The 21,731-nt window shown below is 63.4% G+C and carries 25 protein-coding genes; 19 read left to right on the forward strand and 6 right to left on the reverse strand.

What is annotated here, in order from left to right; all coding sequences use genetic code 11:
* Positions 1-59 precede the first annotated feature (59 nt).
* From K6L26_RS31275 to eccE, 9 genes are all read left to right on the forward strand, one after another.
* Entirely contained in the window at positions 60-359 is a 300-nt protein-coding gene (locus K6L26_RS31275) for a hypothetical protein (protein WP_221853619.1), read from the forward strand.
* A gap of 44 nt (positions 360-403) precedes the next feature.
* Complete coding sequence (locus K6L26_RS31280; RefSeq protein WP_221853620.1) at positions 404-1,555, forward strand: PPE domain-containing protein; 1,152 nt, start codon at positions 404-406, stop codon at positions 1,553-1,555.
* Between the two features lie 87 nt (positions 1,556-1,642).
* Positions 1,643-1,939 carry a hypothetical protein gene (locus K6L26_RS31285; RefSeq protein WP_221853621.1) on the forward strand — a complete coding sequence of 99 codons (297 nt, stop codon included), beginning with the start codon at positions 1,643-1,645 and terminating at the stop codon, positions 1,937-1,939.
* Between the two features lie 48 nt (positions 1,940-1,987).
* Positions 1,988-2,284, forward strand: a complete 297-nt coding sequence (locus K6L26_RS31290; protein WP_221853622.1) for a WXG100 family type VII secretion target — start codon at positions 1,988-1,990, stop codon at positions 2,282-2,284.
* Between the two features lie 259 nt (positions 2,285-2,543).
* A complete protein-coding gene (locus K6L26_RS31295; protein WP_221853623.1) occupies positions 2,544-3,491 on the forward strand; it encodes an ESX secretion-associated protein EspG in 948 nt (315 codons plus the stop codon).
* Between the two features lie 994 nt (positions 3,492-4,485).
* Positions 4,486-5,472: a MinD/ParA family ATP-binding protein gene (locus K6L26_RS31300; protein ID WP_221853624.1), complete on the forward strand. Its 987-nt coding sequence runs from the start codon at positions 4,486-4,488 to the stop codon at positions 5,470-5,472.
* Positions 5,465-7,024, forward strand: coding sequence for a type VII secretion integral membrane protein EccD (gene eccD / locus K6L26_RS31305; RefSeq protein WP_221853625.1), 1,560 nt, complete (start codon positions 5,465-5,467; stop codon positions 7,022-7,024). The genes K6L26_RS31300 and eccD overlap by 8 nt, the downstream gene beginning before the upstream one ends.
* Positions 7,021-8,664, forward strand: coding sequence for a S8 family serine peptidase (locus K6L26_RS31310; RefSeq protein ID WP_245008812.1), 1,644 nt, complete (start codon positions 7,021-7,023; stop codon positions 8,662-8,664). The genes eccD and K6L26_RS31310 overlap by 4 nt, the downstream gene beginning before the upstream one ends.
* On the forward strand, positions 8,661-10,247 hold the full coding sequence (gene eccE, locus K6L26_RS31315; RefSeq protein ID WP_221853626.1) for a type VII secretion protein EccE: 1,587 nt from the start codon (positions 8,661-8,663) through the stop codon (positions 10,245-10,247). Before K6L26_RS31310 ends, eccE begins: the two co-directional genes overlap by 4 nt.
* A 30-nt stretch (positions 10,248-10,277) precedes the next feature.
* Here eccE and K6L26_RS31850 read toward each other — a convergent pair whose 3' ends face one another.
* Entirely contained in the window at positions 10,278-10,856 is a 579-nt protein-coding gene (locus K6L26_RS31850) for an RNA-guided endonuclease InsQ/TnpB family protein (protein ID WP_245008813.1), read from the reverse strand.
* On the reverse strand, positions 10,790-11,545 hold the full coding sequence (locus K6L26_RS31855) for an RNA-guided endonuclease InsQ/TnpB family protein (protein WP_245008814.1): 756 nt from the start codon (positions 11,543-11,545) through the stop codon (positions 10,790-10,792). Before K6L26_RS31855 ends, K6L26_RS31850 begins: the two co-directional genes overlap by 67 nt.
* Before the next feature lie 23 nt (positions 11,546-11,568).
* Between K6L26_RS31855 and tnpA the strand changes: the two genes are divergently transcribed.
* The gene (gene tnpA, locus K6L26_RS31325; RefSeq protein ID WP_221853627.1) at positions 11,569-11,997 is read left to right on the forward strand and encodes an IS200/IS605 family transposase; all 429 of its coding nucleotides are present in this window, start codon (positions 11,569-11,571) and stop codon (positions 11,995-11,997) included.
* Positions 11,998-12,101: 104 nt separating this feature from the next.
* Here the strand turns inward: tnpA and K6L26_RS31330 are convergent, their stop codons facing one another.
* Entirely contained in the window at positions 12,102-12,827 is a 726-nt protein-coding gene (locus K6L26_RS31330; RefSeq protein ID WP_221853628.1) for a hypothetical protein, read from the reverse strand.
* Between the two features lie 101 nt (positions 12,828-12,928).
* On the opposite strand from K6L26_RS31330, the gene K6L26_RS31335 reads away from it, so the two are divergent.
* The 4 genes from K6L26_RS31335 to K6L26_RS31350 all read left to right on the forward strand — a co-directional run bounded on the left by K6L26_RS31335 (position 12,929) and on the right by K6L26_RS31350 (position 17,168).
* Positions 12,929-14,317 (forward strand): type IV secretory system conjugative DNA transfer family protein, encoded by a 1,389-nt coding sequence (locus K6L26_RS31335; RefSeq protein ID WP_221853629.1) that lies wholly within the window; start codon positions 12,929-12,931, stop codon positions 14,315-14,317.
* Between the two features lie 4 nt (positions 14,318-14,321).
* Positions 14,322-15,854, forward strand: a complete 1,533-nt coding sequence (locus K6L26_RS31340) for a hypothetical protein (protein WP_221853630.1) — start codon at positions 14,322-14,324, stop codon at positions 15,852-15,854.
* Positions 15,855-15,998: 144 nt separating this feature from the next.
* Positions 15,999-16,277, forward strand: coding sequence for a hypothetical protein (locus tag K6L26_RS31345; protein WP_221853631.1), 279 nt, complete (start codon positions 15,999-16,001; stop codon positions 16,275-16,277).
* A gap of 510 nt (positions 16,278-16,787) precedes the next feature.
* The gene (locus K6L26_RS31350; protein WP_221853632.1) at positions 16,788-17,168 is read left to right on the forward strand and encodes an LppP/LprE family lipoprotein; all 381 of its coding nucleotides are present in this window, start codon (positions 16,788-16,790) and stop codon (positions 17,166-17,168) included.
* 18 nt (positions 17,169-17,186) lie between these two features.
* Here K6L26_RS31350 and K6L26_RS31355 read toward each other — a convergent pair whose 3' ends face one another.
* The 3 genes from K6L26_RS31355 to K6L26_RS31365 are packed head-to-tail and all read right to left on the reverse strand — an operon-like array spanning position 17,187 to position 18,303.
* Positions 17,187-17,366 (reverse strand): hypothetical protein, encoded by a 180-nt coding sequence (locus tag K6L26_RS31355; protein ID WP_221853633.1) that lies wholly within the window; start codon positions 17,364-17,366, stop codon positions 17,187-17,189.
* Between the two features lie 50 nt (positions 17,367-17,416).
* The gene (locus K6L26_RS31360) at positions 17,417-18,013 is read right to left on the reverse strand and encodes a hypothetical protein (protein ID WP_221853634.1); all 597 of its coding nucleotides are present in this window, start codon (positions 18,011-18,013) and stop codon (positions 17,417-17,419) included.
* Positions 18,013-18,303, reverse strand: a complete 291-nt coding sequence (locus K6L26_RS31365) for a hypothetical protein (RefSeq protein WP_221853635.1) — start codon at positions 18,301-18,303, stop codon at positions 18,013-18,015. The genes K6L26_RS31360 and K6L26_RS31365 overlap by 1 nt, the downstream gene beginning before the upstream one ends.
* A gap of 263 nt (positions 18,304-18,566) precedes the next feature.
* Between K6L26_RS31365 and K6L26_RS31370 the strand changes: the two genes are divergently transcribed.
* The 5 genes from K6L26_RS31370 (at position 18,567) to K6L26_RS31390 (ending at position 21,680) form a co-directional block, all read left to right on the forward strand.
* On the forward strand, positions 18,567-18,965 hold the full coding sequence (locus tag K6L26_RS31370; protein ID WP_221853636.1) for a hypothetical protein: 399 nt from the start codon (positions 18,567-18,569) through the stop codon (positions 18,963-18,965).
* Complete coding sequence (locus K6L26_RS31375; RefSeq protein WP_221853637.1) at positions 18,962-19,993, forward strand: hypothetical protein; 1,032 nt, start codon at positions 18,962-18,964, stop codon at positions 19,991-19,993. Before K6L26_RS31370 ends, K6L26_RS31375 begins: the two co-directional genes overlap by 4 nt.
* A gap of 47 nt (positions 19,994-20,040) precedes the next feature.
* A complete protein-coding gene (locus K6L26_RS31380) occupies positions 20,041-20,997 on the forward strand; it encodes a conjugal transfer protein (protein ID WP_221853638.1) in 957 nt (318 codons plus the stop codon).
* Positions 20,998-21,008: 11 nt separating this feature from the next.
* Positions 21,009-21,314 (forward strand): hypothetical protein, encoded by a 306-nt coding sequence (locus tag K6L26_RS31385; RefSeq protein ID WP_221853639.1) that lies wholly within the window; start codon positions 21,009-21,011, stop codon positions 21,312-21,314.
* 117 nt (positions 21,315-21,431) lie between these two features.
* Complete coding sequence (locus K6L26_RS31390; RefSeq protein ID WP_221853640.1) at positions 21,432-21,680, forward strand: hypothetical protein; 249 nt, start codon at positions 21,432-21,434, stop codon at positions 21,678-21,680.
* The last annotated feature ends 51 nt before the right edge of the window (positions 21,681-21,731 follow it).

Below are 21,731 nucleotides of genomic sequence, written 5' to 3' on the forward strand. Positions count from 1 at the left end.
CCAAGAGGACCCCGCGCGTCCGGGGTTCGGCAAAGCCTTAGGGACGGGGAAAGGTAATCATGCTTCTGACAAACACACCGACCATTCTTTCCGGTGCGGCAGCGGAGTCCGCCGGCGCGGAAACGATGATCGCTCACTCAGCAGCGACCGCAGCAAACACCCTCGTGGTGCCGCCGATGGGAGCGGGCCCGGAGGCGTTTGCGTTGTCGACGGCGCTGGGAGCCAATGCCGGGGTAACGCACGGCATCCTTGGTGAGATCGCGGCGTCGCGTATCGCGCGAGCGGTATCTATGGCCACTGGTGGGCTGATCATCGAGGAGCAGGACCTGGTGAACGCTGTGAACGGGTCGCTTGGCTAATGCTGGGAGCTGACGCGGCGGCTCTACCCCCAGGGCAGAACCACATGCTGATGGTTGGCGCCCCAGGCACGGGACCGGCGGGGGTAGCGGCGTGGGGCGCGTTGATGCAGTCAATAGCCGATGGCTGCGCCGCCCAGGCGGCTGCCAAAGGGGCCACCACTGCGACCACGGCTACCGAGTGGATCGGGGTCAGTGGCACGGCCATGGCGACCTCAGCGGTCCCCGAGATCGCCGACCTCGCGGTGATGGCCGCGCATTGCCTCAAGAACTCGCTGCTTGCCGAGTCAATGGTGCAGGCCTATACCTCTGCGCTCAGCGGCATGGTTCCCGAACCGGTCTGCGAAGGAAACCGCATGACGTGGGCTGCGCTGGCCGGGTCGAACGTGTTCGGCCAGAACTTTCCGCCGATGAACTTTCTCGACGGCGAGTACTTCCTGGACTACTGGCCTCGAAACTCGGCTTTGCGCATGGGGTATGGCAGTGCCGTTGACGGCGCAGTGAGCGCACTGGCGGTCCCGCCGGTGGTCACCGCAGCGCCGGCGAACCCGGCGATACAGGCGGCTGGGGCCTCCGCGATGCAAGGCGAGCAGGCTGCCCAGACGGGCGTGAACGCGTCCATGCGTGCCTCGGCCGAAGCCGCGAGCCCGATGAACAGCGGCGTTATGGGCCAGATGATGCAGATCGTGACGATGGCTCCGTCGATGGCGGGCCAACTCGCCGGCATGCTGCCGCAGCTTCTACAGACGCTGGTCCAACCGTTGATGTCGATGCCACAGCAAGCCATGAGTTTGTTCGCTCCTGCCCTATCGAGCCTCGGGCAGGGAATGTCCAACCTCGGCGGGACCAGCTCGGCGCTGCCCGCCAGCACAGCATTGAGCGGTGTTGGCGCTGGGGGCGGCGGCAGTGGCCTGTCGGCGGCGCTCGGTGCCACAAGGCCGGTCAGCGGGATCGGGACGGTCAGCGGCGGACTCGGGGTTCCGGCCGGCTGGTCTCCTGCAGCGACCACAAAGAACGTGAGTCGCGGGGCTTCGGCGTCCACAGGCACCGGGTTGGGGGGCGCTGCACCGATGTACGGGCCGATGGGTGCAGCACGCCGAGGGGAGGGTTCGAGCGAGCCGCACAGCGCTACCGCCGGTCGGCTGGGTATCCGACTGGCCAAGCAACCACCGGTAGTTACCGCGGGCGGGGAAATTTGACCCCCTTCACGCGCGCAAAACCGGGTTTAGACTCCACAACAGGGTGACCATCAACGGTCACTGACAGCAACGAAAGGAACGGTCAGCATGACGTTGATTATGGATCCCGACCAGGTGACCGGCGTGACCAACGAGATCGACAATCATCGCCAAGAGATTTACAACCTGATGAACAAGTACAAGTCGAGCAACTTGGCATCGGACTCATTCTGGAAAGGAAAGTCGCAGGCACAGAACGTCCAAACCGCCACCGACGTCACCATGAAGCAAGCAAAGATCGACTCTGTGGCCCAGGGGATCGTCCACCAGCTGCGCAACACCGTGACCAGCTGGCAGAACGAAGACGCCCAGCACGCCGCCCAGCAGGCCGGGATTGCCGGCTAAGCGCTCAGACCGGCCCGCGACTTATCTCTCAGGAAAGGAATCAAACCCATGGCATTGATCTCTATGGATCACGAGGCAATGGATGGCCATGCTAGAGGCACCGACGCAATCGGCGCTGCTCTCGAAGAGCACATGAGCGCGATTAAGAAACTGGTCGGATCGCTCGACGGAACTTTCGAGTCACGTCACGCTGGCGTGAAATTCCGCGAGATCCAGGCACAGACAGACCAAATGCAGATCGCCATCCGCCAGACCGTCGGCGACCATGCACGGGTAACCCGGGGCGGCAACCAGGGCATGCAGGACGCCGACGCGGTGTCGGGCTCGGGCTTTGCCGGAGTGTGAACCGGTTACGACCTCGTTCGAAGTGCGGGGGACCAGTCGATAGGCTGGTCCCCCGCATAACGAGCGTGGCGGACACCCAGGTGTTATCGGCTCCTCGACAGCGGTACGCGCGGCAACCCGAGACGTCGGCACATGCGAGCGCTCACACGCGCCTCGGTGAACTCGCGCCGCACTTAAAACCCTTGGGCAAGACCGGAAATTGGCAGTCTGGGCGGAGGGAGAATCAACGGATGCACGTCGCGAGTTTCGAGGTCGGTCGTTGAACACCAACAATCGCACGGCTATCGGAGCATTCACACTTCCGCAACTGTGGGCTACGCAGGCGCTGACTGGCTGCGAGTCTCTGCCGCAGACTCTGCGGATACCGCCCTGGCTGCCTAAATCTGGTGTTCCTACGACTGCGGATCCTGTGTGGCACGAGCTGCTCGCGGGGGAGGTCATCGACGTATCTGGGCGCGTCAAAGACGAATACGCCGAACAAATGCGGGTGCTGTCCAACCCTGACATCGAGGTCTCGGTGTCCATCACTCGCTGGCACGATGATGACACTTTGCGAGAAATGGTGGCTTCCCTTGTCCGCCAAGGCTCCACGTGGGTGGGAGCGACGACACATGGGTGGGCAGCGAAACCTCACGATGTATCCGCTTTGGCCGGCAACAACGGCGCACCGCTTGAATCGGCCGAATCCAGTGCACCAGCAGAGCTACCCGCGGAAGTAGTGCTGTCGACGTTGGGCGACATGGGCCGTGACATGGCGTTGAGCACGCTGACCGAGGTGATCCTGGGTCTGGCCGGCCAGCTCGAATCGGCCGACATCGATCCTGTACACGGCCGCCGAGACGAATTGTTGGCCGCTGTAGGTAGCTGCCTGGGCGGCGCGGGACTGGCCGACCTTTTCGGTATGGGTATGTCTGCGCACCAGGCGGAAGTCGTTGCGGCAGCCGGTAATCCGATGGCGCCGATGCTTACAGTCGGCGTGGTTGAGTATCCCGAGCAAATGTGCGGGAACACTGTGCTGTGTCTTATTGATACCGAGTACGGCCGGGTAATGAGCACCACCGAGTTCCTGGGTGGCCATTGGTCCGATCAGATTGAAACCTGGCTGACCATCGCGCCCGCGGATCGCGCCCGGGTTACCGCCGAACTGGCCACGCTGCTTGAGCGTAGCGCCGCCGGGGCCCAGTGGGACCACCGCCGCGCAATGTGAGTCAAAACACGCTTGCCTACTGGCCAAAATGGTTTGTACACACCAGGTTAGGGCTTTGTAGACAAGGGTCAGAATGGGTGTTTGTATGGAAAGCATGACCAGCCCGAATAGCGAGCCACCACGTCATTCCCGCGAATTTGACCTGGGGTACGGGGCCGACGAGCAAAATCCATCAGGCCCGATTCCGGCCGCCGAGCCCGATTACTCACTGCCGGGCGCCCCGGGCGAAACGCACGTGCCCCCGCCTGCAGTCGACAAGGCCGAACAATCCAGTAACGCCGTGGACCTACAGCCCCTCGAGCGCGACACGCCCGGCACATCCGATGCTGAAGCTAACGCCGTCACCGATGAGGACGGGGGAGGTGAACCACTTGCCCCCGCCACAGCAGAAGACAGGCCACAGGAACCGGTATGGCCCTCAGCGCGGCTCGGGGAGGATTCCAGACCGCAGGGCGGCACCGAACCGGTATCGCCGCCGACGGCGGCTGGTCATCAATCATGGGAGCTGACCACGCCGCACATCCAGATAGCGGCACCGTCGATTCCCCCTGCACCCCAAAGGGAGTCAGCGCGGCGGGCAGCAGACGCGCACCCTCATTACCCGGCCCGGCCGGGAACGCCACCCAACCCGGGCATGTACCCGCAGCCGCGGCCGCATCTCCCGCCCGGACCGCCACAGGGCCCGCCAGCACCCGTGCCAGGCCCGCCGCCAGGCGGGTTTCCGCCGCGGGGCGGACCGCCGCCACCAAATGCACCGGGGTTCGAGCGCAATGCGGTGGCGCCGCCTACCGGTTGGGGAACGGGGCAGCCCCCTCCACCACCTGGCCCACCGCCGGCGCAGTTTTCCCGAGATCCATACCCGCCGAGCATTCCTGCGGGGGCACCGAGCATGGGGCCGCTTAACCACCAGCCCGGACCGCCCCCGCCGCAGCCGCAGCATGGCTCCGCGATAGGTGCGAGCCCGGCCTCGCGTCACGCAGCCGTGGTCGAGAGTATGACCCAACTCGACAGCGCGCCCGGACGCACCCGCATGTCGGAAGCCCAGTGGAGCGATGAACTTGTCCGCGCAAAGCGTCCGAGACCGGAAACGGGATGGCGCGCAGCACTTTACAAGAGTTCGTTCCACTTGATCAATCCAGGCAGATCCAAAAAGGAAAAGGAGATGGCCGAGTGGATCGCGGCCATTCAAAGCCCCTTGCGCGGCCGGTTTAGGATCGGCGTCATCACCGGCGGACGCGGAGGCATTGGGAAAACAACTCTGGCCACGGGCACAGCCAACGCATTCGCTGCCCACCGAAAAGAAGACCGCACGATCGTCGTCGACGCAGACCCCGGTTATGGAACGGCGGCCGATCGAATCGACCCGACGGCAAGTGGCAGCCTGCTGACGGTCGTTCACTCGGGTAGCCGAAACATGTTGGGAAGCGACGACCAGATCCGCGCACACGTCGGCGCCAACAGCTTGGGCGTGATGGTGCTGGCTGGGGATACGAGGTTAACCCAACGGCCGCAGCTGAGTCCCGATACCTATCGGCAAGCGATGCCGTACATCGAGATGTTCCACCGGGTGATCTTTGTCGATTGCGGGCCGATCATCGACCATCCGGTGATGCCCGAAGTCCTGGCCAGCGTCGATGCGCTGATCGTGGTCAGCTCCACCAAAGCTGACGGGGCCAAAAGCGCCGGTATGACACTGGATTGGTTGAGCGAGAATGGTTATCACGACCTGCTGAGGCGGACGATTGTCGTGATCAACGATCTGAAAGGCAATTCCGCCAAGAAACTTCAAATGAAGCTTCGGGAGCGCTTCGGCCACGAAGTCGATGACGTGTTCATACTGCCTTTTGACAAGCATCTGGATGCGGCCACCGTGATCGACTTCAACAACGGCCTCAAACCCAAAACCCGCCGTAAGTTCGTGGAGATCGCGGCGTCTATCGCCAATAACTTCGCCAGCACCACTGACTTGAGCCATGACTGAGACCGCCAAAGCGCCCGAAGCGTCGGCGCCCCCGGATTCGTCAGCTCAAACCGACACCGACACCAGCGCGGCGGTGGTGGAGATGCCACCGTGGTGGCGCGGCGCGATCTTTGTCGGTGAAAGGCAGACTGACGTCGTGTTTCCTGCGGCCGTGCCGATCCGCGCGGCAATGCAGGCACTGATCAAGCTGCTGAACAAGGACGGGGCAACGCGGCAGGGGTACATCCCGATGCCCGAGACCACCGCCTACGAGCTCCAGCAGGTCAACGGGATCACGCTCGATGCGTCCAGGTCCTTGCTCGAGCTGGGTGTGGCAGACGGTGTCCCGCTGGTTCTCAAACCAGGGGTGGCCAAGGAGACCTTCAAACCGGTCACCGAGGACCGCTCAGCGAGCCTGGCCAAACAGGTCAAGGATGAGACCTCCGAGATCGAGCCAGAACAAGCACTCGTCTACGGCGGCGTCGGTATCGGGATACTCGTGGCAGCCGCAAGCGCCTTGCTGATGCGAACCCATCTCCTAGAACCAACCTGGTGGCCTGCCTGGGTGATCTGCATCGTCCTGGCCGCGGCGATGCTCACCGCAGGTTGGGGCATCGGACGTCACGGCCGCCATGGCGATCTATCTGACACGCTGATACTGGGAGCGTTGATCCCGGCGGCGACCGCAGCGGCCGCGGGTGTGCCTGGGCCCCTGGGTGCGGCGCATGCGTGGCTGGCATGGCTGCTGGTGACAGCAATCCTGGTGGTGCTACGGGTGGCCACCGATCGGTGGTGGTGGCTGTCGACGTTCGCGCTTGCCCTCGGGGTTTCGCTGGGCGTGGGTGTTGGCGTGCGCTGGCTGTTCGGAGTGTCAGGCCCGATCATCGCCGCATGCCTGATGTGGGTCGTGTTGCCTTTAGTGCTGGCCGCACCTGGTTTGGCTAATCGCCTTGTGGGGCTGCGCCCTCCGAATTTGGAATTGCCTACGGGTGCGGGGGTGTGGGAACGCAACCCTGACGAGCCTGATGAAACGGTGTCACCTGTCGTGCCGGCGACACCAAACGATCAACCGTATCCAGATGTGGTCTCGCCCGAGGATCTACGTCGCCGCAATCGGCATTCGATTACGGCGCATCGGGCTATCATCGCAGCCTTGATGGTGCAGCTGGTGGCCAGCACGTGGGGTGCCATTCATGCAGGGTCACCGCGGCTGTGGATGATCGAAGTCGTGGCAGGCCTTGGCCTGGTGTCACTGCTCGGGCGGGCATGGATCACTCGCGACTCGAAAGTGGTAGCGGCATTGATCGGCGGCATATTGCTCGCCGGAGTAGTCGTCGTAGCCAAACTCGCGGTCTCGGATGCACAGACCGTGCCCGCGACAGTGACCGCTCTAGGATGGCTAGCCGCTGCCCTGGTGGGAATTGGCGTTCTGACCGCATTGGTCGGCCTGCCCGGAGATCTGTCCCCTCCGACGCGGCGGGCACTGCAATACGTGTATCTGCTAGCGATGTCACTGGGATTCCCGTTCTTGCTGTGGGGTATTGGGCTGCTGACCGCGGTGAGGTCGCGATGATGAAGCGGATCGGCGCGGCAGCCGGGGTTGCCGGACTTTTGACCATGACGCTGTGTGCCTCACCTGTATGGGCGGTAGAGCCACCCAAGGTTGATCCTGCGGCTCTGCCGCCTGACGGGCCGCCTGAGCCCCGTGAGGAGATGGAGCTCAAAACGGCGTGCCGCCAGGCTGTGACGATCGCACAACCTGATGTCACGCAGCCAGCACCGGCGACCGCGATGTTGAACCTTCCTGAGGCGTGGAAGTTTTCGACAGGTGCGGGAGTCACCGTTGCAGTGATCGACACCGGTGTGACGCCGAGCCCACGTTTCAAAGATCTGGTGGGCGGAGGCGACTACGTGATGGGCAAGTACGGTGACGGCCTTGAGGACTGTCAGGTCCACGGGACGATCGTGGCCTCACTGATCGCCGCGCAGCCGCAAGGGACGCCGGTACCGCCGCGTCGCCCGGAGAATGTGCCGGCCCAGCCTCCCATCGACGGGGTGAGCGCGATTCCCTCGCCGCCACCGACCACTGCGGCACCACCAAGCCCGACAACGGTGACGGTCACAGTGCCGCCACCCGCACCGCCTGCGCCGCCACCGCCGCCGGAGGGCGATGACGCGGTGGCACCCGCAGCTGGCGACGGCGACACGGTCACGGGCACCGATCCGGCATCAGGAGATGACACCCGGGTCGTTGCGCCCCCGCCGCCAGGGGCGCCCGACGGCTTGGTTGGTGTGGCACCGGATGCACGGCTGGTGTCGGTGCGGCAGTCCTCGCAGACGCACGGCCCCAAGTCATACAACGCAAATGACAAGGACCACAAGGCCGGTGACGCCGGCACCCTTGCCTTGGCGGTGCGCCATGTGGCAGATCTTCCCGGGATGGAACACGGGGTGATCAATATTTCGGTGGTCAACTGCATCAACGCCGCCACCCCCATCGATCAGGCAGCCTTGGGCGCTGCGCTGCGCTATGCGGCGGTCGAAAAAGACATCGTGGTGGTGGCGGCAGCGGGAAATACCAGCGGTGACTGCCCTGCTAACCCGCTGTATGACCCGTTACATCCGGATGACCCACGCAACTGGGCCGGCGCTCAGACGGTTGTGGCACCGGCGTGGTGGCAGCCCTATGTGCTCGCCGTTGGCGCAGTGGAGCCCAACGGTGAGCCCGCAACGTTCTCCGTGCCAGGACCGTGGGTGCAGATCGCCGCACCCGGTAACCAGATCATGGGAATTGGTCCCGAGGGCACTGTGGTGAACGCCAACCCGAATGTGGAGCCAAGTAAACCGCCGGTGCGGATCTATGGTTCAAGCTTCGCGGCGCCGATCGTCTCGGGCACCGCGGCACTGGTGCGGGCGGCCATGCCGAATCTGTCGGCACCACAGGTTATTCACCGGCTGGTGGCCAGTGCCCACCCCCCAGCCGGAGGTGTCGACAACAGGGTCGGCTACGGCATCGTGGATCCCGTCGCGGCCCTGACCAAGTCGATTCCCGATGGCCCGGTGCAGTTCGACGAGCATCTGGCCGACAAGCTGATTGCGCCACCGCCGCCGGCTGGTCGCGATATGCGCCCGGGCAAGGTGGCCGCGCTGGCCGCTATCGCGGTGATCGCCGCGGCGAGCGTGCTGATCCTCGTAGCACGGAGGCGCGGATGAGTTCACTGGTCGGATTTGACATTCGGGCCCTGCTGCCCAGCGAGGTTGTCGCGGCGGTAGCCGGGTTGACCCTCGTGTGGTCAGGCGTGGCGTGGCAAGCTGCGGTGGCGGTGGCCGCGGTACTGGTTTTGTCGGGCACCGTGGCTGTCAAGCGGCATTCGCCGGCGAGATGGTTGGCGTTGGGCGGGCGATGGCCGTGGTCGCGCCGGAACGTGATGGGCGCGGCGCTGCCAGTGCCGGTGGACACTGGCTTCGATGGGGCGGTGGTCGGGGTGCGTCTGCACGCCGGAACGTTGACGTCGATGATCGCGGTCGCCGGAAGCTCGTACGCCCCAACGTTCTTGGAACGCACCCGCACGGCATCGACGACCAACACGGTCCCGATGAGCGTGCTGGTTCCGTTGGTCGATCAGTTCGGGTTGGCGGTCAGTATCGAGGTTGTCTCCGCAGGCCAACGTCGCGCGATGATGGGCATCTATGCTGCCTTGTACGAAAAGATCATTGGCACTCGCCCTGTCGCTGCGCAGCGACGCACGTGGCTGATCCTGCGCGTGGACGTCATCAAGAGCATCCAGGGGCTCACCACCCGCAAGAGCCTTTTTGCGGCCATGGCTGCGGCGACCGAGCGGTGCGCACGGCAACTCGATGAAGCAGGATGCCGGGCACGTCCCTGCACCGCCGATGACATCATTGAAGCCGAGAAGCTCCTTCTCGGCCCTGGCAGCACACAAGTTGAGGATCGCTGGTCTCACATTCAGTCAGCGGCAGGAAGTGTCGCTACCTATGTGGTGCGGGCGAAGGATCTTCGAGAGCGTCCGATTGATCGTCTGTGGATCATGCGAGCGAACGCCGTAGCCCACAGCGTGCACCTCAAGCCCACCGAAACTGGGCCCCAAATGGCGGTGTCTGTACGGATAGAGACCGTGCAGCACAAGGACTTTGATGTGCCCGCAGTGTTCAGTCGGATACCGGGCGAGCAGGCCAGGGCATTGCGGGCGGCGCGGGCGAGCGCTGAGCATGTCCCGCACCTGGAGTATGTGCCCGCGGCTGATCTGAACTTGCATGCAGGCCCATCGGGAGTGTTGCTTGGGCGCACAGTCGAGGACAAGACACCGTTTCTGCTCCCGCTGACAGACCCGTTGCGATCCACGTCCGTGTCGGTTGCCGCCAACCCGACCCTGGTCCGGCAAATGGTGCTACGCGCGGAGGGAACCGGGGAGCGAATCGCGGTTTATACGGCAAAACCCATGGCATGGGCCAATGTTGGGCGTTCGTCGCGAATCTGGATCGCACCTTCAGCGCACACCAAACCGCCGGGGCCGGTAACCATGATCGTCGCCGACGGCGTGGAGGCACCTGCGGTTGCGGCGTCCACCGTGATTACCGTAGAACCTGTGCCAGCGGAACCAGAAGCTCAAGCGCGACGCACGGCCGCTGGGACAGCCGATCAGCGTGTTGACGTGTCGATCACCGAACATGACAACAACCAGTTGTGCGTGGGGACTCAGTCTGAGAGCTGGATGATCGAACCGGTCTATTACGCTGACGAAGCGAACTTCCTGAACGAGCCGAGCTACGTATGAAGTCTCCGCTCCCTGAAGGGAGCGGTTTCCCTACTCGCTGCCGTTGTTAGGCGGCGGTTTTCGGGTTTGACGTTTCACAGCCTGCCTGATGGCGTTGGGCTCCACGTCCTGCAAGGCCACTTCCTGGCCCCGTTGTTTGATCACGATCGCAGCGTTGGTGTCCGCGTTGCCCGTCCACCCGCACACGGGGTCAGCGCATCGGAACAACGCTTGGCTTTCGCGTTGTCCCTGTGCGTTTGATCCGCATCGGTGACACGTTTGCGACGTGCCGTGTGGCCGGACCCGGATCACCCGCGCCCCTGCTTGATCGGCCTTATAGGTCAGCAGTGTCAGGATCTGAGTCCATCCCTGATCCAGGATGGCCCGGTTCAACCCCGACTTCTGCGCCACGTTCACCCCGGGCGCCTCGACGGTGCCCTTGGCGGTGCGGGTCATGTTCTTCACCCGCAAATCTTCAACGACCAGCACCGCGGTGCCGGCGGCGACCAAGCCCGCAGTGGCTTGGTGGGCGAAGTCGTAGCGGCGCCGGGCTTGGCGGGCCTTCAACCCGCCGATCTGGGCGTAGGTGCGCAGCAACCGCTGGCTGCCCGCTGTCGCGCCGCTCTGCATTCCAGCCGATACAACCGAGTGCGCTCCCCGTCAGTGAGGGTGGCGCCTTGGTCGATGAACGACCCGTCCGATAACGCCAAGGTGTGGGCCACGCCCCGGTCGATCCCGACACAGCCCCGCTCAGCCCGCCGAGCACGGGGTGTGACCATCTGGTTTTCCCCACGGATCACCAACATCCAACCGGTCGCCTCACGCACCGCCCGCGCCCCGGTGACCCGCTCAGGCATGTCGCGATGCCACCGCATCTTGACCGCCCCGACTTTCGGGACCGCCACACTCACCCACTTACGGTTGAGCCGGGTGACATCGAGGTCACGCGCCTGGGGCACATCCACCGCGCGGCGCGCCCGCCGCGTTTTCCAGGTCGGCCGCCCGTGGGTGCCGTTCCAATAATTCGACCAGGCCTGCCGATAGGCCTTGAGCACCTGCTGGGCGGCCTGGGCCGGCAGGACCGCCAACCAGTCGATGTCCTTGCGGGCCTGGCGGATCGCGGCATCCGAATCCGACCACGACGGCCAGCGTCGCGACGACTCGAAAAACGTGTGGTGGGCATGGATCAAATTCCACAACGCCCGCGCCGCGGCCGCCTGCCGATCGAGCACCCGCGCCTGAGCGGACGAGGGAGCCAGCGGGTACTTCACACACCGCTTAACCACCATCAACTCGCCCACACCGGCAGTATCGCCCACACCACCGACAGTATCGTTGGTTTATGTCACCACGTTGGGAACCAAACCAGAATGTACGCACCGGAAGACACGTCGTCTCTAGCCTGCATGTACATTTGGTTTTCATCACCAAATACCGGCGCGGCGTGTTCACCGACCCGATGCTCACCAGGTGCGAACAGATCATGCGCGAAATCTGCACTGATTTCGAAGCCGAACTACGCGAGTTCAACGGTGAACACGACCACGTCCACCTGCTGGTGCACTACCCACCCAAAGTGGCATTGTCGAAGCTGGTCAACAGCCTCAAAGGCGTCTCCGCCCGCCGGCTACGCCAGGAATATGCCTCCCACGTCCGCAAATACCTATGGGCAGGCCACTTCTGGTCCGGCTCCTACTTCGCCGGCTCCTGCGGCGGGGCACCACTCACCGTGGTCAAGCAATACATCGAGAACCAACAACGACCCGTCTAACAGTTCACCCCATACAGGCCTCGCTCCGCGAGACCAAACGTCAGGATGCGATACACCCCCCGCCCTAAAGGACGGAGCACTGCGCAAGGTGTCGGTAGAACGCTTTAGTGTTGTACGACGCGGATTCGCCCGCCGACCACTTTGCCGGTCCTGAAAGCGCGTTTCAGCACTGTCTCGGCATCTTCGGCTCCGGCCGCCGATATACCCAGATCCCCGGTGATGACCGTGAGCCAACCAGTCGACTGTGCGGTGGCGATCCACATCCCGCCCGGATCATCATTGCTGAAGTGCTCCAGGAATGGCCCGGGCCGGCCCGGTAGCTGGTCGATATGGCCGGAGCCGTCCGGATTCAAGTGAACCGTGTAGCCGGCGACCTCGGGGAACGGTTGATCGAGAGCTGTCGCCAGATCGAACCCGTCACGCAGCCACAACCCGGTGTCAAGACCGGTCTGCTCACCGGTGTCGGTAACAGCGAACACGTGGCGGGGTAGGTCGACAAGCATCATCGCCTCCACGCGGTGACCGTCGCGGCCTGGTCCGAAGACCACTTTGAGGGTGGTCACGTCGTCGGCGTCAAGCTGGCTCGGATCAACAGCGGCTCTGTCGGCCACATGCGACAGCACGCACGTGTGGTGGGCGAACTGCACCACAGGCGGAAAATTGGGCGGCATCGCCACGACAACACTGGTCAGCTCCACACGAGCATCCGCCTGCTGGCCGCAGCCGACACAGTTGTACACACCCACAGTGGCACGAGCTTCGGCCATCACCTGCTCAGGCATCACCTTGCGAACCTCGGGGGCAAAAACCAGACGGGCACGGGCAGCCATATCCAAACCGTACCGTTTCTGTTCAGCGAGCGGGCAGTGTGCGGCTTCGCCTGCGAGGTCGCACAGTTCAACTTCGGCGTACGCGGCAATAGGGTCGAATCATGTTTGATCCGTACGCCCAACCGTATAAGCGCCCGCCACGTACCGGGCCGTACTGCGGCTTCGTGGAGCGCGAGGACCCGCAGACGCGTCGCAAGTTTTATGTTCCGGCTGAAACTGACAGCCATATATGGGTACTCGGCAGGACGGGGGCCGGCAAGACCACTTTGGTGTTGGCGCCGATGGCGATCGCACATCAGGGTCCTGCGTTCATCGTTTCCTCGAAAGACGATCTGCTTCAGTGGATACTGCCGTACCGGCCGGGCCCATCCAAGCTCATTGATCTGCGGACTGTCCGCAATCCGATGTATCCGAAGGATGTCGAGCCGGTGCGGTTCGATCCGACTACGTCCATACAAAGTGTTGATGATGCGTATACGACGGCCTCGACGCTGCTGCAGATGGCTTCTACTGCCTATGGCGCGGGCGCACAGCAGGTTACTGACGGAGGCACGTGGGAGTCGCTAGGTGAAGGCCCGCTGGCAGCGTTTTTGTATGCGGCCTCGCCGGCACAAACGAATCTGGGGATGCGATGGGTTCTGCAGGCAATTCAGAAACCCATCTTGTTCGAGGATGACCCCCAAGATACGCCGTCATGGGCAATGGCGGCCGAGCTCGTCAATGTTCCCGAGTTGAAGGCTGAGGTCGATCACGCCGCTGATATGGATCCCAGACAACGCGATTCCATCTTGTTCTCGTTGTCGAAAGCCACTCGTGCATGGTTGCGGATGGCGTTGCGTGAGCAGCCGGAGGGTGCGTTCACTCCGGAGTTTCTCGATGACCCGACCGCCACGGTGTACGTGATGGCGCCGGGCAACGGTACAACCGCCCCCGCAGCGGTGACGTTGATTGAGCAGCTTGTGGAGCGGTGGCGGGAGAAGACCTCCCAGTGGGAGGATCTGAGCCGCCTGCTGGGTGTGATCGATGAGGCACCGAATACCGCCCCGATGCCCCGGCAGGCCAATTACGTCGGTGAGGCAAGGGGTTTGGGCGCCAACTTGGTGATTGCGCAGCAGGCAAGCAATCAGACCGATATCACCCACGGCCCCATTTACACGGAAGTGCTGCGCAAGATTTTTCCGGCGGTGTGTGTGATGCACGGAGCAGCCGAGCAGGAGCTGCTGCGGGCGGCCGCCGAAGAGCGTGGGGTGCAGCATCGTCGCGGTGAAGCTCAGAGTGTCGAGGGCGGCCGCAACCAGTCGGGGCGCCTGGAGCAGGAAGTCGAATGGCAGGAGTTGATGTCACGCAACCCTGACAAGGCACGGCTGCTGCTGCGAGGCACGGTGGGCCAAGAGGTCTATCTGCCGCACGTGACAGAGTTCGTGGCGAAATTCTGGCCCAAGATGGCCCAGAATCGAAATGTACCGGTCAGACCGGCGGCAGTAGGCTGACCCCATGTTGCGGGTCGACACCGATGCTCTGGTGGCCGTCGCGCGGTCACTGGAAAAGACGGCAGTAGGGCTGCTCGCCGACGGTGGGGCAGTACATCCGCCGCTGGCTGCCGATGCGGCCTCGGTGACCGCAGCGACGCGCTTCACTCATCGTGCCATGGCGTTGTCGAGTGATATCCGCAATGGTGCGCGGGGGCTGCTGTCGTCCGCGGCGACATTGCGGGCCATCGCGGGCAACTACGAGGAGACCGACGAGGAGATCGCGCGCGCACACGCAGTGCTGCAGATGCCGCGTACCGGGGCAGGGCAGGTTCCGCACGTGGAACCAATACCGGCGCGCGAAAACCGGGCGCAGGTACCGATGCCTGCCCCGGTTCCGCGGCCCGGTGAGGTGGTGGCGGCGACGTTCCATACCGGAGATGCCTCGCGTGGTGCGGGGTTCATCTCGCAGATGCAGGCCACCGCCGATCACGCGGAATTGGCCTCGGCCGAAACGCGTTCAGCCGTGCGGGTGTTGGACTCAGCATGGAAATCTCCTGTCTCGGCCGCACCGGCGATCGAGCATCTGTCGAATCAGTCCCGGTTTTTGGGGTTGGTGGCTTCAGATCACCGTGAGACGGCTGCCTCGGCATCCCAGCACGCCCAGAACTTCGATGCGCACAAGAGTCGCGCTGATTCCCCGCAGGATTTCGAACGGCTGCGGGCACAGATAGCGCAGGTAGAGGCCGCGAACAACACCCCTCCCAATGTCGGACGTTACAGCGGACTACTGAAATCGCTCAACGATCAGCTCACTGAGATGGAGCAACGCAACCAAAAGAACGGGGCCGAGTATCACGAGGGCGCCGACGACGGGTCGCAGGCTGATCCGCCCTCGGATGAGGCTATGGACATGGGGCAGGCGGCAGGTTTAGCGGCCGCACTCCCGGGGATGATGGCCTCGCTCGCTGCCGGCATTGTCGGGGCGGTCGGCGGCCTGGCCGCCAAGGTGCCTGAAGCGGCGGGACAAGCCGCCACACAGGCAGTTTCGGGTATTGGGTCGGCGATGGGTGCCGCCCAAAAGGGTTCGGGGCGTTTGAAGATGCCGTCCTGGGATGAGCCCGGGGTCGGCGGTCTGGGTGGTGGTGAGGGTTCTGGTGGCGGTACCGCGCCTGCCGGCGGGCTGTCCCCGGCGCCGGGCGTGCAGACCCCGCCGGCGGGCGGCCTGGACACGTCCCGCGCCGCGGTTGCCCCGCATCCGTTGCCCGCGGCGGCGCCGGCACCTGCCGGCAGCGGGGGGATGGGGATGGCACCCATGGGGGGCATGGGCCCGATGGGTGCAGGTGGCGGCGCGGGGGAGAAGGACAAGGGCGGCAAAGAGCACAAAATTTTGGTGCGGGCGCCGCGCAACTCCGAGCCGGTCAAGGGAGTGCTGCAGCCAACAGGGCAGGACCGCCAGCAATCTGAGGCCAATGAACCTGCAGGGGAGAATGGTCAGCCAGAAGGCACGCGGCGGATCGTGCTCGGCAGCCGTAAGGCAAAACCCGCTGACCAGTGACAACGGTCAATCTCGGGGGGATTGTACACAGGGGCAAAGCCCTTTGTAGACAACCAGCGGGGGCCGTGTTTGGATCATTTTGTGGAGATTCCGGATCTACCTTCCTCCGAGGCGCTACGTCGACTGCCACCGGAACAGCGAGTGATGGCGACCCAGGCAAAGCTGCAGCGGGTGCAGGAAGTGTTCAAGAGCAAGCGTCAGGAACTCGACTCGTTAACCTCTGATGCCGGCACCAGTGACGGTCTGGTGCACCTGGAAATCCACGGTGACGGTCAGTGGAAGCGGTTCACCTTGCATCCGGCGGTGGCCGCCCGTCTGACCAACATCGAGCTTGAAGAGATCATGAACGAAATCTTCACCGTGGTCAACGAGGACGCACGCAGTCAGTGGGCACAATGCCTGTCTTTCGACAGGCCGGCCTAGCGTAAAAATGGGGGGACTTATGACTGACACAGACCGAAGTGGTCCGGCTGAACGCTGTGTTGAGTACCTCTGTGTCAACAATGCTGGCGACGCGCTGATCCTTGTCACCACCGATGGCAACTACAGGAACTTCCGGCTGTACGTGGGAAGCCTAGGGGCTGAGATGCGTGAGGTCACAGTGTTCGATGCGGAGCGGATGCGTGACGGGGGAACGACCTGGATCTTCACTGCCGAAGGTACTTTCTTCGCGCCGTCCCCGCTCCGCCCGCCGGAGTGGGGACTAGGCTCAGACGGCTCTTGTGTTTGGCCAACGGCAGACTTAGTGGGGGACACATGGGGATTGCCAACCGCCGATACGTTCCGGCCGCCCTTGCCGTTACCCAGCCCCGAGTCCTTCAAACTGGTTGACCGCGCGGTGTATGTCGATGTGGGATCCGCCACCGACGATCGAATCCTCATTGAACGCGCACAGACGGCTCTCGCGGCCGGTCACAGTAGGAGAGACAACGCATGACGCACGCCGCCCCCACCGGTATCGAAGCGGCCCTCAGGCTCGTTCCGCCCCTGTGGGGTGTGCACGGTTGGTCGCTCGCTCGCAGCGAGCAGAACGGCGATGTGACATGGGCGTTGGCCGTGATCGCGCAGGGCACTGTGTCCTCACCGGAGCATCTGCTTCTGTTTTACCGCGGCGCCTACATTGGGACCGCCACCGCGGATCCGCGCCCGTACACGCGTGTTCTCGACGTCACCGGTGATGTGGTGACGGTGGAGTATCGATGGCCTCTGGGCGAGGAGCCGTTGGCGGCACCGGCTGGTGTGGGCACCGTCCGTTACGAGGTCAGCGCCCAGGGGGTACGGCCGTTGGACGCACCGCCGTGGCCGCAGCCATGAGCCGCAAGTACGGCGCGTTCACCGCTGAGTGCGGCGACGACGTTGGGCGGCCTCGCGGTATTCGCGGAGATCTACGCGAAACTCGTGGGCGAGGAAGACCAGCAACCGGACTAGTACGGCAACCGCGGCGATCATTGCCAGCAGCCACATCGTGGCGATGAGGACGTCGGTGTCAGACAGCTCGGCGAGGCGGCTCATAAGGGCTAGGGTACTTGGCTTCAACGTTGTCCGGCCGATGCGCCATCAAGTCAGATTCGCGGTGTGTGATCCCGCGCTTCCATGATTTGGAACGTTTCGATCTCGGCTTCGGGCCGCTTCAACGGTAGCCAGTCTTGGCTTTCGGGTATGGCTAGCCAGCCTTCGAGGATGCCGTAGCCGGCGGCGATGAGTAGGGCTGCGGGGATTTGCCAGATCAGCCACGGCACCACCAGGACGCCGAGCACGCTCATGGGCGGGTCGTAGAACATCGGCAGCGCGATGCCGGTGAGTGCTGCGAGTCCGAACAGCATGGCTAGCGGGTAGGCGTAGAGGCGCTGTGGGATAAGGGACACAAGGTAATTGGATAGAACCCGGGCGATGGCCCAGCCGACCGGCGCTACGGCTGCGAGCACTAGCACTGCTGCACCTTCGGCGTAGTCGGCGGGGGTGTTCCATTGGCGCTGCCAGATGGTGGGGGTGATTTCGTCTTCGTGCTGATCGGGGGACGGTGTGAACTCGTTGCGGCGGCGGCGCCGCAGCGACCGGCCGAGTAGTTCGGCGCGGCGGTGCTGCATGAGGAAGGGCCCTTGGTTGTGCATGATCCATTCACGCCGTAGGTCATCGACGTGTTGGGTACAGGTGCGCATCAGGGAATCCAATCGTGAGAATGCTGCAGTGTGTGGTGCAGCTGGGTCATGAGGCGCTGGGAGTTTGTCAAGTAGTCGTGTGCGGCTTGGAGGCTCTCGCGCATCTGGTTGGTGGTGTGTGCGGCTGGGTATTGGTCCACGGCGGCATAGGTTTTGGTGATCGCCTCGCTGATGTGGTCGGCGTCTTGGCGGATTTGGTTGTTGAGTTGGGTTGCCTGGCATAGCAAGGTGTGCAGGGGCCCTGGGAAGTCCAGCGGTACGGGCACGGTGCCGTCGCGGGCTGCACGCATTGTCGAGCCGGGTGGCCATTGGAGTGCGTTGTCGATGCGTAGGGCCATGCGCTGTGTGAGCGTTCGTTGGCCTGCGAAGACTTTCGCCATGTGTGAGCGTGATGGCCCGCCTAGGGCGGCTAGATCACCGCGCCGGCAACCCATCGCCATCAGTCGACGGCCGATGTACTGATCCAGACGGGCGTCGACAGTGAGCACAATTCGAGCCTATCGCCGCTTTGGCGCAGTTCAACTTCACCTGAACCGGGCTTACGATCCGAACTATGTGGAAGGTTCTGTTGTCGATCTTCATCTTTGGGGCCATCGCAGGGCCGTTGATCGCGTTGGTTTTGGGTGCGGTGACGGTGCTGATTGTCATGGTCGTGTCTGTGGTGGGGGCGGTGTGTGCGCTGATGTGGGCCGGCACCAAGGGGGTATGGCGCTGGGCTGGGGCTCAGCCCATATCCGCGACAGACTCAGCGCGACGTGATGTACCGGCCGAAGACGTGCCGCTGGTGGGTCCGCGTTACCGCGGCGCGGAGCTCGCCGACATGCCAGGCCCTGATGCATCGGGGAAGGACGCGGATGAGTCGATTTTCGAGCAGTACCGGCGCCGGCATCCGGGCGGCGGTGTGGGTCGCGCCCTGGTGCTCGATACCCGCGCCTACCCGAAGACGCCATGAGCGAGACCGATGCACAGTTCTTGCGGCGCATCTACCCGGAGGCCGCCGCCGGGGATAGCCGCGACGACGACATTGTGATCCTTGACGAGGACCAGCTCGAGGCGAGTGCTGACGAGAACGTGCCGACAGCAGATGACGACGATGACCAGGATTTCGGGGACCGGTTTTCCACTGTAGCCATCGAGCAATCCGAGATCGAGAAACCTGCGGGCAGGCAGCAGGATTCAGATGAGGACAGCACGGTCAATGGGCGTACCAAGACCACCTTGGCGGTGTTGGGCGGTGTCGGTGTGTTTGTGGCCGTGGTGATCATCGTGATGGTCAATGTGTTGAGCAAAGATACTGCGGCTGTGGCCGCACCCGAACCTCAGCGCAGGGTCAACGTCGCCGGTTCTGTGACGACACCGCCGGTTTCGGCGACTGAGTCCGCCAGCACGGACCGGTCCATGCCTTTCGAGGCTTCCGCCGACTGCGGGGAAGGCTCGACGACAGCACGCAACGTCGAAGATCCCACCGGCGACAGCGCGTGGGTGTGTTACGGGCCGGGGCTGGGACTGGGGCAGCCGATCGATTTGAAGTTCTCCGATGACATCACCGCGGTGGCGATCAAGCTGGCGCCGGGCTGGCTGGCCAAACGCCCGGGCGGCAAGGAGGAGTGGGGCCAGCACCGCATCATCACCAAGATCCGGTGGTGGTTCATGAACGATGTCAAGGGCCGCTATGTCGACCAGGACACCAAGAACGTGAAAGGCATTGCGACGGTGCCGGTGGAGAACATCCGCACTCGCTGGATTCGGGGAATCGTGGTGCAGACTTCCCGGCCGCCCACAGATCAGGTGCCGCAGAACTCGGCACCCTCGGGTGGCGGAATTTTCGGGGGCTTGTTCGGCCCGGACGGGTCGAGTTCACCGGGTAGCCCAGGTACCGGGGATGCACCTAACGCTTCCTCGGATCCGGGCTTGCGCGATGCGATCGATCAGTCGTTCGCGACCAGCCGGATCGAGGTGATAGGCCATGTTCCGAACTGAGAATGTGGTGTGTAGAGATTTGCCGGACGGCATGAGGGAATAGTGGCATGACGCGGACCTGGAAGAACCGTTTCAAACTGTTCGGTAAAGTTGTTGGGATTCTGCTGGCCATTTATTTGAGCTTTTGCACGATAGTTGCTGGCACGTCCACTACATGGAGCTGGATACGTCCGCCTGAGGGTCCGAATGTGCGGGGTATCTCTCAGACGACATCGAACGAGAGCGCGGTGGCCACCGCCTGGGCGATCGAGTGCTTTGCGCTGTTTAAAATCGCCACTACCGCGGAGCGGGACTTGCTCAAAGATTGCTTTCCTTTGCCTGACGATTACGCGCTGCCGGAGACCCCGAAGATCTTCATCACGACGCCGCTGGCGTTGACGACGCTGGAAGACAAGCGCCAGTCCACCAGTACCGCGCAGCTGTACACCGTGTTCTTGACGACGCTGGAGCGCCCGTACGCGGGGGCTGCTGCTAAGCGTGCCTATTACGCCGTGCCGGTCAGCGTGGTGGATCACGGTCCGGCTGGTGTCAGCCTTCCAGAGCGTCTCGGGGGGCCGCCGGCTGGGGTCAGGTTGGCAACGCTCTACAGCTACGCAGTGACAACCCCTGATGTGAAGACGGGCAAGGGCGGAGCCCCGCTGGCCACCGATCTGGCGGGATTCTTCACGGTGTTCCTCACAACCAGCGATGCAGGGCAGCTGGCCCATTACGTCACCGGGACCGCCCAGATTGGGCCTCTGGGGGCCTATCAAACGGCGTTCTTGACCAAACTCGAAGCTACTCAACCGATTCCGGACAACCCCGTTGAGGGTACCGAACGGCAGGTGCTGGCTCAGGTGACAGTGCAAACCGAACAAGTGTTGGACTGGCCCATGACCTACCCGTTGACAGTCACTTTCACCAAGGGCGCTTGGGCCGTGTCGCGCTTGGACTACATGCCGCTGGTCGACGTAAGCGCAGACGCCATCGAATCCGCGGCATCCTCACCGACCTCTACCCGATAGGAGAATTCCTGATGACTACCCAGATTCTTGCGGCGGTGAACCCGTTCTCGTTCATACAGAGCACGGCGGTGCAGGTCGTGATCACCGGCGTGTCGGTGGTTTTCGCTGTCGGTGCAGTGGTGACGGTGAAGAGCATGATGAGCAGGCATGGAGGTATTGGCGCCGCGGTGGCATCAGCACTCGGGGTGATCTTGGTGGCGTGCATTGTGGGCGCGGGTTGGGGTGCTTACAGCCTGCTGGGCGGCTGGCTCAATAGCCAAGGTGTTCGGACGGTGCAAGTGGTTCCGCCCGGCGGCGGCACCCCGTACGGCAGCTAAGGACTTCTCGTTATGGCGCAAGAGGATTCAGCGCAGCTGTTCAGCTCGTTTCGGGATGTCCCGATATCGATCTCGGAGTCGGACTCGTTCAAGATCCCTCTGGGGCCATGGGGCCCAGTGGATCTGGTCATCGGTGTCCTAGGTTTTGCCTGGACTGTGTTCTGGGTGATCATCAACCTCGATAACGATCCCCTGACTAAGGGCATTTTCAGTGTCATGATCTCGGCGGGCGCGGTGGCGGCGGCACGGCAGATCAAGAAGGGCCGGCCGCCTCTGCTCACGCGGTTCGTGTGGATGGTGCGCCGCTGGTTCCCTCAAATCGTCGACACGGGCGACGGAATCTACAAGAAACCGTTACGAAAGTAGCTCTGTAGCACTTCGGGCATACCGGGGTTAGCGTCTATTTGTGCAAATACA

Source organism: Mycobacterium farcinogenes, assembly GCF_019739075.1.
Lineage (GTDB): Bacteria > Actinomycetota > Actinomycetes > Mycobacteriales > Mycobacteriaceae > Mycobacterium > Mycobacterium senegalense.